The 13202-nt window shown below is 61.7% G+C and carries 12 protein-coding genes; 11 read left to right on the forward strand and 1 reads right to left on the reverse strand.

Going from position 1 to position 13202, the window contains the following annotated elements; all coding sequences use genetic code 11:
• Positions 1-12: 12 nt before the first annotated feature.
• The 9 genes from QQJ86_RS14055 (at position 13) to hrpB (ending at position 10253) form a co-directional block, all read left to right on the forward strand.
• Complete coding sequence (locus QQJ86_RS14055; protein WP_284321711.1) at positions 13-456, forward strand: GspH/FimT family pseudopilin; 444 nt, start codon at positions 13-15, stop codon at positions 454-456.
• A gap of 143 nt (positions 457-599) precedes the next feature.
• Entirely contained in the window at positions 600-1073 is a 474-nt protein-coding gene (locus QQJ86_RS14060; RefSeq protein ID WP_284321584.1) for a type IV pilus modification PilV family protein, read from the forward strand.
• On the forward strand, positions 1070-1810 hold the full coding sequence (locus QQJ86_RS14065; RefSeq protein ID WP_284321585.1) for a prepilin-type N-terminal cleavage/methylation domain-containing protein: 741 nt from the start codon (positions 1070-1072) through the stop codon (positions 1808-1810). The genes QQJ86_RS14060 and QQJ86_RS14065 overlap by 4 nt, the downstream gene beginning before the upstream one ends.
• On the forward strand, positions 1807-2682 hold the full coding sequence (locus tag QQJ86_RS14070; RefSeq protein WP_284321586.1) for a type II secretion system minor pseudopilin: 876 nt from the start codon (positions 1807-1809) through the stop codon (positions 2680-2682). Before QQJ86_RS14065 ends, QQJ86_RS14070 begins: the two co-directional genes overlap by 4 nt.
• The gene (locus QQJ86_RS14075) at positions 2679-3842 is read left to right on the forward strand and encodes a PilN domain-containing protein (RefSeq protein ID WP_284321587.1); all 1164 of its coding nucleotides are present in this window, start codon (positions 2679-2681) and stop codon (positions 3840-3842) included. The genes QQJ86_RS14070 and QQJ86_RS14075 overlap by 4 nt, the downstream gene beginning before the upstream one ends.
• Positions 3839-4501 carry a type II secretion system protein GspM gene (gene gspM, locus QQJ86_RS14080; protein WP_284321588.1) on the forward strand — a complete coding sequence of 221 codons (663 nt, stop codon included), beginning with the start codon at positions 3839-3841 and terminating at the stop codon, positions 4499-4501. The genes QQJ86_RS14075 and gspM overlap by 4 nt, the downstream gene beginning before the upstream one ends.
• Positions 4498-5226 carry a general secretion pathway protein GspN gene (locus QQJ86_RS14085; RefSeq protein ID WP_284321589.1) on the forward strand — a complete coding sequence of 243 codons (729 nt, stop codon included), beginning with the start codon at positions 4498-4500 and terminating at the stop codon, positions 5224-5226. Before gspM ends, QQJ86_RS14085 begins: the two co-directional genes overlap by 4 nt.
• Before the next feature lie 3 nt (positions 5227-5229).
• Positions 5230-7629, forward strand: a complete 2400-nt coding sequence (gspD, locus tag QQJ86_RS14090) for a type II secretion system secretin GspD (RefSeq protein WP_284321590.1) — start codon at positions 5230-5232, stop codon at positions 7627-7629.
• A gap of 122 nt (positions 7630-7751) precedes the next feature.
• On the forward strand, positions 7752-10253 hold the full coding sequence (hrpB, locus tag QQJ86_RS14095; RefSeq protein WP_284321591.1) for an ATP-dependent helicase HrpB: 2502 nt from the start codon (positions 7752-7754) through the stop codon (positions 10251-10253).
• A 65-nt stretch (positions 10254-10318) separates the two neighbouring features.
• Here the strand turns inward: hrpB and QQJ86_RS14100 are convergent, their stop codons facing one another.
• The gene (locus QQJ86_RS14100; protein WP_284321592.1) at positions 10319-11266 is read right to left on the reverse strand and encodes an NAD-dependent epimerase/dehydratase family protein; all 948 of its coding nucleotides are present in this window, start codon (positions 11264-11266) and stop codon (positions 10319-10321) included.
• Between the two features lie 90 nt (positions 11267-11356).
• Here QQJ86_RS14100 and QQJ86_RS14105 point away from each other — a divergent pair, with 90 nt between their 5' ends.
• Positions 11357-12307, forward strand: coding sequence for a LysR family transcriptional regulator (locus QQJ86_RS14105; protein WP_284321593.1), 951 nt, complete (start codon positions 11357-11359; stop codon positions 12305-12307).
• Positions 12308-12333: 26 nt separating this feature from the next.
• A complete protein-coding gene (locus tag QQJ86_RS14110) occupies positions 12334-13032 on the forward strand; it encodes an ArsR/SmtB family transcription factor (protein WP_284321594.1) in 699 nt (232 codons plus the stop codon).
• The last annotated feature ends 170 nt before the right edge of the window (positions 13033-13202 follow it).

Below are 13202 nucleotides of genomic sequence, written 5' to 3' on the forward strand. Positions count from 1 at the left end.
GGAGCAAGGCGAATGCAAGGCTTCACCTTGCTCGAAATGCTCTCCGTCATCATCCTGATCGGCATCGCTGCTGCGGCGGTATCGATCTCGGTAGCACATGGTTTGGCCAGTGCGCGCATCAACGCTGCAGCCAACGAACTTGCGGCCTCTTTGCGTACCACGCGCACGCAGGCAATCGTGAAAGGCCAGCAGAGCCTGTTCGAATTGGATACGCGTAGTGAGCTATATCGCGGTGCGGACAAGCGTGACGTGAAATTGCCGAAAGGTCTGGAATTGTCTGTCACCAGTGCCGCCAGTGATCAATCCGGCGGCGAGATCGCACGCATCCGCTTCTTTCCCGACGGCAGTTCCACCGGCGGACGCATCACGCTGCGCAGCGGTCAGCGTGAATGGCATGTCAACGTGTCGTGGCTGACTGGTGCGATCACCATCTTCGATACGGCCAAGCACTCGTGAACACGTCGAGGAGGAGTCTGCTGGACTTTGGATGGCCGGGCTGCAAATCCTCGCTCCTCAAAGCTGAGTCCGTCCATGGACTCTCCCCGCGTGCCGCCTACGTGGTCCATATGTCCGTCGCCTCGCCGGCCCATAGAACCACTATGGGCCGGCGAAGCGCCGAACATCTGTCCTCACGTAGTCAGATTTTCGCCTCGACCACCAAAGCCCAGCAGACTCCTAGCCACGCACGCGGCTTCAGCCTGCTGGAAGTGATCGCTGCAATCATGCTGCTGGCGCTCGCGTTCGGCGCGTTGATGCAAGTGGCGGGTGGTTCGATTCGGCTTTCGCAAAAAGCTTCCGACTATACGCAGGCAGCGTTGTGGGCGCGCTCGAAACTCGATTCCAGTTTCGTATTGGAGCCACTGCAGCCCGGCATGACCCAAGGCAATTTCGACAACCGTTTTAGCTGGCGCATGCAGGTCACACCGTGGGCCGTGCCAGATACCGCACCGCCCGGCACACCGTATGCGTTTCGCATGTACAAGCTGGATCTGGATGTGATCTGGGGCTCGGCGCCGTTCGAGCACACCGCGCGGTTCAGTACGTTGCGGGTTAGTGGTGGTACTGGGTCATGAATGACATCGCTGGCCCGGGCGCGAAAAAGCTACACCCCTCTCCCTTCGGGAGAGGGGTGCCAAGCACTAATCCGAAGCATGTTTCCGGCTTCACGCTGCTCGAAGTGCTCGGTGCCATCGTGTTGCTCGCCTTGCTGTTACTCGGCGTGTACTCCGGCGTGCGCTCTGCCACGCACACTGTGCAAGCGGGCTCGGTAAAAATCGAGCAACTTGATGAAGTGCGTTCCGCACAGCAGTTCCTGCGCCGGGAGCTGGCGCAGGCCATGGCGCAATCCATGGGCATGGATTCGAATGGCAATGGCATCTTCTTCGTCGGCGCAGCCGATTCGATGCGTTTCGTCGCACCTTTGCCAGGCTATCTCGGACGCATGGGGCCGCAGCTGATCGAAGTGAAACTGGTCAAAGGCGAGCACGGCAAGCAGTTGGTCGCAAGCCTGGCCGTGCTGCCGCCGAACGGCGACAAGCCGAAACCGCTGGGCGATCCGCAGGTGCTGCTCGATGGCGTGATCGACGGCAGCTTCAGCTATCGCGGTGTGAATCAGCAAGGCCAGCCGACGGATTGGCAGGACGGCTGGAACACGGCTGCAACGATGCCGAACCTCGTCGTCATCAAACTGGCGCTCAGCAAAGACCGTGCATGGCCGATGCTGAGCGTACCGTTGCGCGTGAATGCCGCGGCATTGCAAGGGCCAGGCAATCTGCTGCGCGGCTTGCGTGGACCGGGAGTGGGGCCATGATGCGCTCGCTCCGGCGCAAGCAACGCGGTGTCGCCTTGCTGCTGGTGATGTGGGCGTGCACCTTGCTTGCCATTCTGCTTGGCGGCTACGCAATCCTGGCGCACACCGAAGGTCTGCAAGCGAATTACCAGTTCCAGCAGGCGCGTGCGCATTACGCAGCAGAAGCCGGTGTGATGCGCGCGATCTATGCGCTGCAGGCGCCCAGCATCAATGATCGCTGGGTCGCCGACGGGCGCATGTACCCCATGCAGTTCGATCAGGCCAAGGTCGGTGTATCCGCGACAGCGGAAAGCGGCAAGGTGGATCTCAACGCGGCCACGCCCGACGTGCTGACCAATCTGTTCCGCAACGCTGGCGTCGATCCCGTCCGCGCAAGTCAGATCACGCAGGCAATCGTCGACTGGCGCAGTTTTCCGGTCTCGCAACAACAGGTGTCGCAACGCAATGCTGCGTATTCGGCGGCGGGTCGTGATTACGGTCCGCGTAACGGTCCGTTCGCCAGCGTGGAGGAGTTGCAGATGGTGCTCGGCATGACGCCGGACTTGTACGCGAAAGTTGCGCCCTACGTCACGATCTGGTCGGGCCGTGCCAGTCCGGACCCGAATACCGCACCTTTGCTTGCGTTAGCCTCGGTGCCTGGCATGGATCTGCAACGCGCCGCTGCCATCATCGCCGCGCGTCCGGCGGCGGCAGGTGCCACGGCTGCTTCGGGGCTGGTCGCCAATAACGGCATCACGCATAGTATCCGTTCGGAAGCCGTGCTTGCCGACGGCACGCGCGCAATCTTGCGCGCCACGGTACGCTTGCAAGGATATCGGCCCGGCGCGCAGGCTTTTGCGGTGTTGCGCTGGCAAGAGGGAGATGGGGAGTGAATTCCGCTACGCAGACACTGCGACCGCAGCTTGAGCGCGCACGCCGCGCATGGCGTGGTTCGCCCTTGCCAGCTTTCTTCACCTGGTGGTGGGGCGAGCTGCGTACGCTGCTGCCTGCGCGCTGGCAGGCTTTCTTCGGCGGCGGCAATGTGTGGTGCCTGCTGCATCATCAGGACAGCCAATGGTCGGTGCGGCGCAGTGGACAGCCGCAAACCTCGACTCCCTGGAGCGATGCGCTCGATGCGCCCGAGCAGCAAGCCCTGTTGAATGCGGCCGTGGCGGACGTGGATCGCCAGGACTTGCGGCTCGCGTTGTGCCTGCCACACGAGGCTGTGCTGCGCCGCCGCCTGCTGCTGCCGGAAGCGGCACGCGACAATCTGCGCCAGATCGGCACCTTCGAGATGGATCGGCAGACACCGTTCCGCACTGACCAGGTGTACTACGACCTGCGCGAATTGCCGGGACCTGCGCCAGCCGGTCGCATAGCCGCCGAACTGGTGGTGGCCCCGCGCGCCGCGGTGGATGCCAAGCTCGAACATCTGCGCAATGCCGGTATCGCCATCGACGCCGTGGATCTGTGCGACGGCGATGCAAGGCTCGGCGTGAACCTGTTGCCGCCGGATATGGCGCGCGCGCATCGCGATCCGCGGCGCCGGCTCAATCTCGCGCTCGCTGTTGCTGCCGTACTGTTGCTGGTGCTGTGCCTCGGGCAATACCTGCACAATCGCCAGGAAGCGCTGGCTGCCATGCAGACGCAGGTCGATGACATGCGTGCCGATGCGCAGAAGATCGCGCAATTGCGCAAGCAACTGGACGATAGCACCGGCGCGGCTGGCTTCCTGGCCAAGCGCAAAACCGATTCCGTTGCCATCGTCGATGTGCTGCAGGACCTTACCGCACGCATCCCGGATGACACCTGGCTGGAGCGCTTCACCGTCGAAAGCAGCGGTGGTCGCGTAGGCATACAAGGCCAGAGCGCGAAAGCTGCTTCGCTGATCGATGTCCTGCAGGGCAGCAAGCTGCTTACCGGTGCCAATTTCCAAGGTGTGATCCAGCGCGATCCGGCCACCAACAAGGAACGCTTCTACATGGATGCGCAGTTGCGCACGCCCACGGCCAGCAAGCCTGCCGCGAGCAGCACTGCAGGAGCGGCCAAATGAAGATGAGGACCATGAAACCGGCAGAAAGCCGCATGGCCGCGATCGGTTTGCTGCTGCTCGTGCTGGTGCTGGCGTATTTCCTGCTGCTGCACTGGTGGTTTGTGGCGCCGCTGCGCGACATCGACAGCCAGATGGACGATCTGCGCGATACGCAAAGCCGTTACGCCGCCGCCATTGCCGAGAAACCGCAACTACTCAAGCGCATTGCCGAACTCGGTCATGCGCAAACCGATAGCAGCACCTTCCTCACCGAAGCCGATCCCAATGCGGCATCTGCATCGCTGATGCAGCGCGTGGTGGATGATGCCGCCGCGCACTCGCAGGAAGGCAGCTGCGAAGTCAGTCAGAAGATGCCGGTGAACAATCCGGGCAGCTCGTCGAACGATCCGTATCAGAAAGTGGTGGTCAGCATCAGCCTGCATTGCGACATGCAGCCGCTGATGGGACTGTTGTACACGCTCGAAAAAGGCAAGCCGTATCTGTTCGTGCAGGATTTCAGCGTGTACCGCAATCCGCTGGTCAACACGCAGAAGAACGTCGCGCCGCTGGAAGTGCAGTTCACGCTGGCCGGCTATGTGCATGCCTCGGGTGCGCCCGCTGGAGCTTCCGCGAACGCGGCAGGAGCGACCACGCAGACGCCGGGAGGGGACGACGAATGAACGCTGCCGCCCAGCGCCGTCTAACCCCTATGGCTGGCGCCGCCGCAGCCGTGTTCGGCGTGGCGCTGCTCTCGCTGTTGTTCGGTGCAGGACGCGGCGTGAGCTGGGATCCGCCACGCCCAGTGCCGCCTTTGCCGGCCGCGCATGCCGTAACGCTACCCACGCCGCCACCGCTGCAAAGCTTTGCGCAAACGTGGGAACACCCGCTGTTCAGTGCTGACCGCAAGCCGATCGTCACGCAAAGCGGCGGCAGCGAAGGCGTGAGTCTGGGCGACCTGCAGCTCACCGGCATCATCCTCACGCCGGGCTTGCATATGGCCTTGCTCGGCCCCGTGAACAGCAAGGGCGGCGACGAAGACAAACAGGTCAGCGTACGTGAAGGGTCGACCTTGCCCGATAGCAACTGGAAGCTGATCCAGGTATTACCGCGTTCGGCGATTTTTGCTTCACCCAGCGGCCGCACGGAACTGAAGCTGCCTGCCGGGGCTCCTATAGACCAGAAGCAGTCGGCGAACGCGCCGGAAGGCGCAGTACCGATGAACCCGCCGCCAGGGCCGGGGCCAGGAACGCCTCAGCCACCCAATGGCGGCATGCTTATGCAGCCGGTACCACCACCGCCGCCGGCTCAACCCAATGATGCGCAGGCGGAGCGCTTGCAAAAACTAAGAGCTGCCATTCTTAAGCAGCGTTCCCAGCACCAAACAGGGAATCAGGGAGATCACTGATACATGTCACACACGCGCATGCAATCCTACCCACGCATCGGCCTGCGCATCGGCGCGATCGCGTTGGCGGTCTTCCTGAGCGGCTGTGCGGCCAACAAGCCGCTGGTCCCCGAAAACCATGATCTGGAACGCGAGGCGGTAGCCGGCACGGAAAAACCCGCGCCGCAGCCGCAACCGCTGAACACCAATCTCAGCAACACGCAGGCAGCGCCTCCCGTAGCCAGCATCACGCAGGGCAGCGGCCAGTTCGTGCGGCCGACTGGGCCGGCTGCGCCACATCGTCCCGCCTCGGGCGCTGGCGCGGTCACCTTCAACTTTGAAAACCAGCCAGTACAAGCGGTGGTGAAGGCGATCCTCGGCGACCTGCTGCACGAGAACTACACCATCGTGCCGGGTGTGCAGGGCAACATTTCCTTCTCCACCTCCGAGCCAGTGGACAGCAGCCAGGCCATGCCGATCCTGGAAACGCTGCTGTCGTGGACGCACAACGCGCTGGTGAAAACCGACGGCCGTTATGTCGTGATGCCGGAAAAGGATGCCGTGGCAGGCAATGTTGCGCCGAGCCTTGGCGCGGCGGCGCCGGCCGGTGGCTTGCAGGCGCGCTTGTTCCCGCTGCACTACGTTGCGGCGGACCAGATGCAGAAATTGCTCAAGCCGTTCGCGCGCCCCGATTCGATCCTGCTGGTCGACAACGCGCGCAACGTGATCGTGGTGTCCGGCACACCGGATGAAATCGACAACTACAACCGCACGATCCGTACCTTCGACGTGGACTGGCTGCGTGGCACGTCGGTAGGCGTGTTCAATTTGCAGCATGCAACGGTCGAAGACTTGATGCCGCAGCTTGACGGCATGTTCGGAGCGAAAGGTGATACGCCACTGGCTGGCATGTTCCGTTTCATTCCGATCAAGCGCACCAACGCGCTGGTGGTGATCAGCACGCAGCCGAGCTACCTCAACGAGATCGGCAACTGGATCGCCAAGATTGATCTCGGTGGCGGTAACGAACCGCAGCTCTATGTGTATGACGTGCGCAACGTCGGCGCGGCGGACTTGGCGCATTACCTTTCGCAGATCTATACCGACGGTGGCGGCGGCTCTTCCGATCGCGGCGGCAGTGTTGCGCCCGGCGCGGGTGGTGCGACCACGCTCGGCGTAGGCAACAACGCCAGCGGCAATAGCAGCGGCATCGGCAGCACGGCGGGCGGCTTCGGCAGCTCCACCACTGGTGGTACGGGCGGGACTTCTGGTGGCCTTTCCAGCGGTATAGGCGGCACGGGTGGCAGCTCGTATGGCGGCTTGGGGTCGTCCTCATCCAACACCGGTGGCATTGGCGGTAATACCGCTGTTGGCGGCGTCGGCATGAATGGTGGCTTGGCCAACACGCAAAACCAGGACCAGGGCTACAGCTCCAAGGACGGCAGCATCCGCATCGGCTCGGTCAGTGCCAACAACCAGTTGCTTGTGCGTGCACGTCCCGCGCAGTGGCAGGAGATTCTTGGCGTAATTCGGCAGCTTGATAAACCACCGCTGCAAGTGCAGATCGAAACGAAAGTCTTCGAAGTGGATCTTACGGGTGACTTCCAGTTTGGCGTGCAGTGGTATCTGCAAGGCTTGGCCGGAACGACGGACAACAACGGCACTATTACCCCCGGTAACCCCTATGCGCATCGCATGGCTGGCTTGGGAGGCGGTATCGGTAACCAGAACACCTATGGCGGCAATAGTTACAGCGGGCAGCCTTTCTTCTATTCCTTCCTGAGCTCGAACGGGAAATTCCAGGTCGCAGTCAACGCACTTGAGACCAATCAAAACACCAAGAATCTCTCTGCGCCGTCGCTGGTCGTACTCAACAATCAGGTGGCGCATATCGCGGTGGGTGACCAGGTGCCGGTGAATCAGACCTATTACACGGGGCTAGGCACAGGAACGGGCACCACCGTGGGTGAAGTGCAATACATCCCTACAGGCGTGATTCTCGACGTGCAGCCGCGCGTAAATCCGGGTGGTCTGATTTATCTCAATATCGATCAGCAGGTCAGTGCCACGAACGGACAGAATTCGCAGGGCAATTACACGATTTCACAGCGCCAGATCGCCACTCAGCTTGGCGTGCAGAATGGTCAGACTGTCTTGCTCGGTGGATTGATCACGCAAAAAGACGTCGGTGGCAATACCGGTGTGCCGGGCCTGAACCGCATTCCCATCCTGGGTAAGCTTTTCGGTAGCACTAATAAGAGCAAGACCCGCACAGAACTGATTGTGCTGATCACTCCCCGCGTCATTACGAGCAGCGAAGACGCCAAGCAGATTACCGACGAGTACCAGGAGAAGTTCCAGTCACTGGCGCCGCTGCGCGGCGGTAAGGAAGCTCCTCCGCTGGAGTATCCGTTGCGGCGGTAACATAGGTTGGGGTGCAAACCCCAACATCGAGATGCACATCGATGGCACTGCTGGGGTTGGTACTCCAGCCTACGCGCCTTTGCTGTTGGGCTGGGGTTGACTCGGCCACTATCATCGTGCGCATGAATGCGCCTTTGTTTCCGATCACCCCATTACTGCCTGACATCCGCGCCTCACTGGCCGCACAGCCACGCCTGGTGTTGGAAGCCCCGCCCGGTGCCGGCAAAACTACGCAGGTACCGCTGGCGTTGTGCAACGAAGCGTGGCTCGAAGGCAAGAAAATCGTGATGCTGGAACCGCGCCGCATCGCCGCGCGCGCAGCGGCGCAGTTCATGGCGCAGCAGTTGGGCGAGCAGGTTGGCCAAACGGTGGGTTATCGGATCCGCTTCGAATCACGCGTGAGTGCAGCCACGCGCATCGAAGTGGTGACCGAAGGCATTCTCACACGGTTGATCCAGGACGACCCCGAACTCACCGGCATCGGTGCGATCCTGTTCGACGAATTCCATGAGCGGCATCTGGCCGGTGACCTTGGTGCTGCGTTAGCACTGGATATCCAGCACACCTTGCGACCGGATCTGCGCATCGTGGTGATGTCGGCCACGCTCGATGGCGAACGCATTGCGCAATGGTTGGATGCGCCGCGTATCAGCAGTCCGGGGCGAAGCTTTCCGGTACGCATTGAATATCCACCTGCGCGTACGCAGGAAAGCACGGAGCAGCATCTGGTGCGCGTTGCACGACAGGCGCTGGAAGAAAATCCAGGCGATGTGCTCGCGTTCTTGCCAGGCCGCCGCGAAATTGCGCGTGTGCAAGGCATGATGCAGGCGCTGCAACGCGATGATCTTGAGGTCGTCGCGCTGCACGGCGAGCTCTCACTGGCCGAGCAGCAGCTTGCGTTGGCGCCAGCAGAAGAGGGCATGCGTCGCATCGTGCTGGCCACCAACGTGGCCGAATCCAGCGTGACGTTGCCAGGTATCCGTGCCGTGATCGATACGGGTTTGGCGCGAGAGCCACGCTTTGATCCGAACTCCGGCTTCACACGGTTAGAGGCGGTGAACATTTCGCAGGCCTCCGCTGATCAACGCGCAGGACGTGCGGGACGTGTCGCGGAAGGTGCGGCTTACCGTCTATGGCCGCAAAGCCGTCGCTTGGATGCTTCACGCACGGCGGAAATCATGCAGGCGGAATTGTCGGGACTTGCATTGGAGTTGGCGGCATGGGGCAGCGCAGAGTTGCCTTGGCTCGATCCACCGCCTGCCGGCGCCCTGGCGCAAGCGCGCGAATTGCTGGTGCGGCTTGGTGCACTCGATGCGCAAGGTCGCATTACTGCATTGGGCCGCCGCATGCTGGAACTCGGCGCAACGCCGCGTCTTGGCGCTGCTGCACTGCGCGCGCCGGAAACCTTGCATGCGCTGGTGGCGGATTTGCTCGCGCTGATGGAAGCTCGTTCCCCGCTGCGCGGCGAGCAAGCGCGTATCGATGATTTTCGCGCGCGTGTTACGGCGCTGCATGCATGGCGGGACCGGCGCAGTGCGACCGGTTCCAGCTATGGCGCGGATGCAGGTGCACTGGCTGCTGTTGAACAAGCCAGCAAAGGCTGGCGTCAGCGGCTGGGTGTGCGCAGCTCCGCTAGCGGTGTACCGCACAGTCATGCTGTCGGCGATCTGTTGTTGCATGCCTTTCCCGATCGCATCGCGCGTCAGGATGAAAGCAATCCGTTGCGCTACACCCTCGCCAACGGCCGCGGCGCGCGTTTGCACGAACAGACTGCACTGCTGGGTGAGCCGTGGCTGGTCGTGCTGGATCTTCGACATGAAGCACGCGACAGCTTGATATTCGCCGCGGCGCCGCTCGATCCACGTGTGTTGGAAGAAGACTATTCCGGACAATTCCAGCGCGTGCGCAACGTGCGTTGGAACGAAGAGCGCGCTGCAGTGGAAGCCTTCGAGGAAAGACGCTTCGCCGCCATCGTGTTGGAGCGCCGCAGCGTTCCGGTGCAGCCGGAAGATGCCGTCCCTGCCTTGCTTGCTGCGGTTCGCCAACGCGGTCTCGACGCACTGCCTTGGAGCGAATCTGCGCGCCGCCTTCGCTTGCGCATGCAATCGCTGCGCGCGTGGATGCCAGAACTTGGGCTGCCGGATGTATCAGACACGCATTTGCTGGAAACCCTGGAAAACTGGCTGGCACCGTATCTACAAACCAAGCGCAAACTCGATGCGCTGTCGGAAGATGAGCTTTCCCAGGCACTCGCCGCCTTGTTCGACTACGAGCAGCGTAAGCACCTCGATGCCCAGGCGCCTGACAGCTTGACCGTGCCTAGCGGACAAACGCGCCGCCTCGAATACAGCCCAGGCGAGCCGCCAGTGCTGGCCGTGAAGCTGCAGGAACTGTTCGGCCTGGCCGACACGCCACGTGTGGCTGGAGGACGCGTTCCGGTCACGCTGCACCTGTTGTCGCCCGCGGGGCGTCCGATCCAGGTTACGCAGGATCTGCACGGATTCTGGGAGCGTACGTATCCGGAAGTGAAGAAGGAGCTGAAAGGGCGTTACCCCAAACATCCGTGGCCGGACGATCCCTGGACTGCTACGCCGACGCATCGCGCGAAGCCAAGAGGAACATAGTTCGTTGGGTTACCCCCGGATCAAGTCCGGGGTAACCCAACCTACGAATTGCGGCAAAGATGGAGTCACTTCACACAACCAAGACCGACCAACGTCGCGTGCAACGCCTTATCAATCGGCGTGTAAGGTTGCTCACCGAGAAACGCCACCAACTTGGCATCATCCAGCTGGACCGTTTCTTTCCATAGATAACGCATCTTGCGCAGCTCGCGCAGCGTTTCCATGAACGGCGCGGCCAGTGCAGTCAGCCACCAGGGGAAGCGGCCAAGCGCGATGCGCGGGTTGTTGGTCGCGCGGCGAACTGCATCTGCCATCGCATGGCCATCCACCCAATAGCCACCGAAGTTGTAGACGTCGAAATCGGCCAGCGCATGCTCACGCCCAAGTAGCTTGGCGATTGTTTCCGCTACATCGGGCAGATAAGCCCATGCATGATGATGCGCGTAATCCGCAGGGTAGCGAAGCGTCGTGACTGGCTTGCCGGGTTGCACCAAACCTTGCCCGAACCAGTTGTTGCCCGCGTGCGGCCCGATGAAGTCACCGCAACGTAGGATCAGCGTGCGCACGCCGACATGTGTGGCCTCGGCCAGACGACGCTCCATTTCTGCGCGAATCTCACCCTTGCGCGTCTGAGGATGCTGCGGTGAATCCTCACGTACCAATGGAAACGCATCGGGACCAAAGTTGTAGACCGTGCCCGGTAACACGATGCGTGCGTGGGCTGTCTTGGCGGCTTCGATCGTGTTGTCCAGCATTGGCAGCACAAGCGTGTCCCAATCGCGATAGCCGGGCGGATTCACCGCGTGCACGATCACGTCCACGCCGCTGGCGGCTGCGAGCACATCCGCACGCTGCATCGCATCGCCCTGGATCCAGGTGATGCCGTGTTGCTCGGTTGGCACGTTTCGCACCAGGGCACGCACCTGCCAGCCATGCCTTTTCAATGCCAGGCAGGTTTCACGGCCGATGCCGCCGTTGGCGCCAATCACTAATACTGTTCGAGATGTATGCATGACTTCGACCTCCGTGGGATGGAGAAAGTCTGGCCCTGCTCCAGGCAAAAGAAAATTGCCTAATGATGTAGATCTGCTATACAAATATGTATGGCTACCCAAGAACCCGGCTGGGAGTTGTACCGGTCCTTCCTTGCGGTCATGCGCGAAGGAAGCCTGTCTGGCGCGGCGCGCATGCTGGGCATGACGCAGCCCAGCCTGGGGCGGCATATCCGCGAGCTGGAAGAAACGCTGGGCGTATCGCTATTCGCCCGCTCACCGCAGGGCCTGTCGCCTACCGACCTGGCGCATGCCTTGCTGCCGCATGCGCAAGCGATGGCATCGGCGTCAGCCGCGCTGAAGCGTGCAGCGGCCACGCGCCACGACACGATCTCCGGCGTGGTACGCATTGCCGCCAGCGACATGATGGGCGTGGAGGTTCTGCCGCCCATGCTTGCGGCATTCCGTCAGGCGCATCCCGATGTAGTGATCGAACTCTCCCTTTCCAATCAAATGGAAAACCTGCTTCGTCGCGACGCTGACATCGCCATCCGCATGGGCCGCCCTACCCAGGATGCGCTGGTTGCAAGAAACATCGGCAAGATCGCGATGGGCATGTATGCGCACAAGAGCTATGTGGCAACGCACGGACGTCCAAAAGCGTTGGCGGATCTCGCTGAGCACACGCTGATCGGTTTCGACCGTGAAACGGCCTATATCCGCAGCATGCGGCCGGCAAGCTTGCCCTATACACGTGAGCACTTTGCATTGCGCACGGACAACGATCTTGCCGCGTTGGCCGCGCTGCGCGCAGGTTACGGACTCGCCATTTGCCAGTGCGGCATCGCGCAGCGCGATCCCGCATTGCTCCGCGTATTGGCAGACAGCTTTGAATTGCATATGGATACATGGGTGGCCATGCATGAGGACTTGCGTCGTAGCGCGCTTATGCGTGCGCTGTACGACCATCTCGCCACGGCGCTGATCGACTACGCCACGTCCGCCGTGTCGACCAAGAAGCGAGCTCAAGCACGCTCGCTTCGAGCGCCAACGAAACGTTGACGATACATGGCAGCTAGACTGTGCCCATGAACGATGCAAGCCCGCTCAACCGTTACCAGTTGGCTGAATTGGGCGCGATGCTGGCCGAGCCGGCGCGCGCTGCGATTCTGCTTGCGCTGATGGATGGCACGATGCGCCCAGCTGGTGAACTGGCCGAAATTGCAGGGGTGAGCGCCGCAACGGCCAGTGCGCACCTGAAGCGGCTGCTCGATGGCGGCTTGCTTGGCCTGCACGAACAGGGGCGTCACCGCTATTTCCGCTTGGCCAACGACGATGTGGCGGCATGGTTGGAAGCCATGGCTTTGCCACATGCCACTCGCGTGACACCCAAGACCGCTCCACGAGACCCCATGCTGTGCCGTGCACGCACCTGTTATCGCCATCTCGCTGGACAACTCGGTGTTGCGCTGTGCGAAGCGTGGCTGCATCGCGGATGGTTGCGTGCAAACAGCGATGGCATGTGTCTGCTTCCCGAGGCTGCTGACGCCTTGGTGCACGCCGGTTGGCAAGCAGCATCGACGCAACAGTTGCTGCATCTGCATGGACGCGGCTGCCTGGATTGGACGGAGCGTCGCCTGCATTTGGGCGGCGCACTGGGTGTTGCCATCACCAGCGCCATGCTCGATGCGGGTTGGTTGCGACGTGCGCCACGCAATCGCGCCTTGCTGCCGACGCCGGATGGCTTGCGCAGACTCGCCGCACTCGGTGTGCGTATCGATCCGTGAATGTTCATGCGTTAGCGGGCATTCATGCTTGTAAGTGCGTGTTTCACACGTGTGATGGAACAAACAACAAATTGGATCGTGCAAACGTGAAGAAACAGTGCACATATTTCCGCAAATAGTTGCAGCGCGGTGACATAAGGGCGTGCAACGATTAGTCCTGTTTATGGCGT

The sequence above is a fragment of the Dyella acidisoli genome, from assembly GCF_030160295.1.
Lineage (GTDB): Bacteria > Pseudomonadota > Gammaproteobacteria > Xanthomonadales > Rhodanobacteraceae > Dyella_B > Dyella_B acidisoli.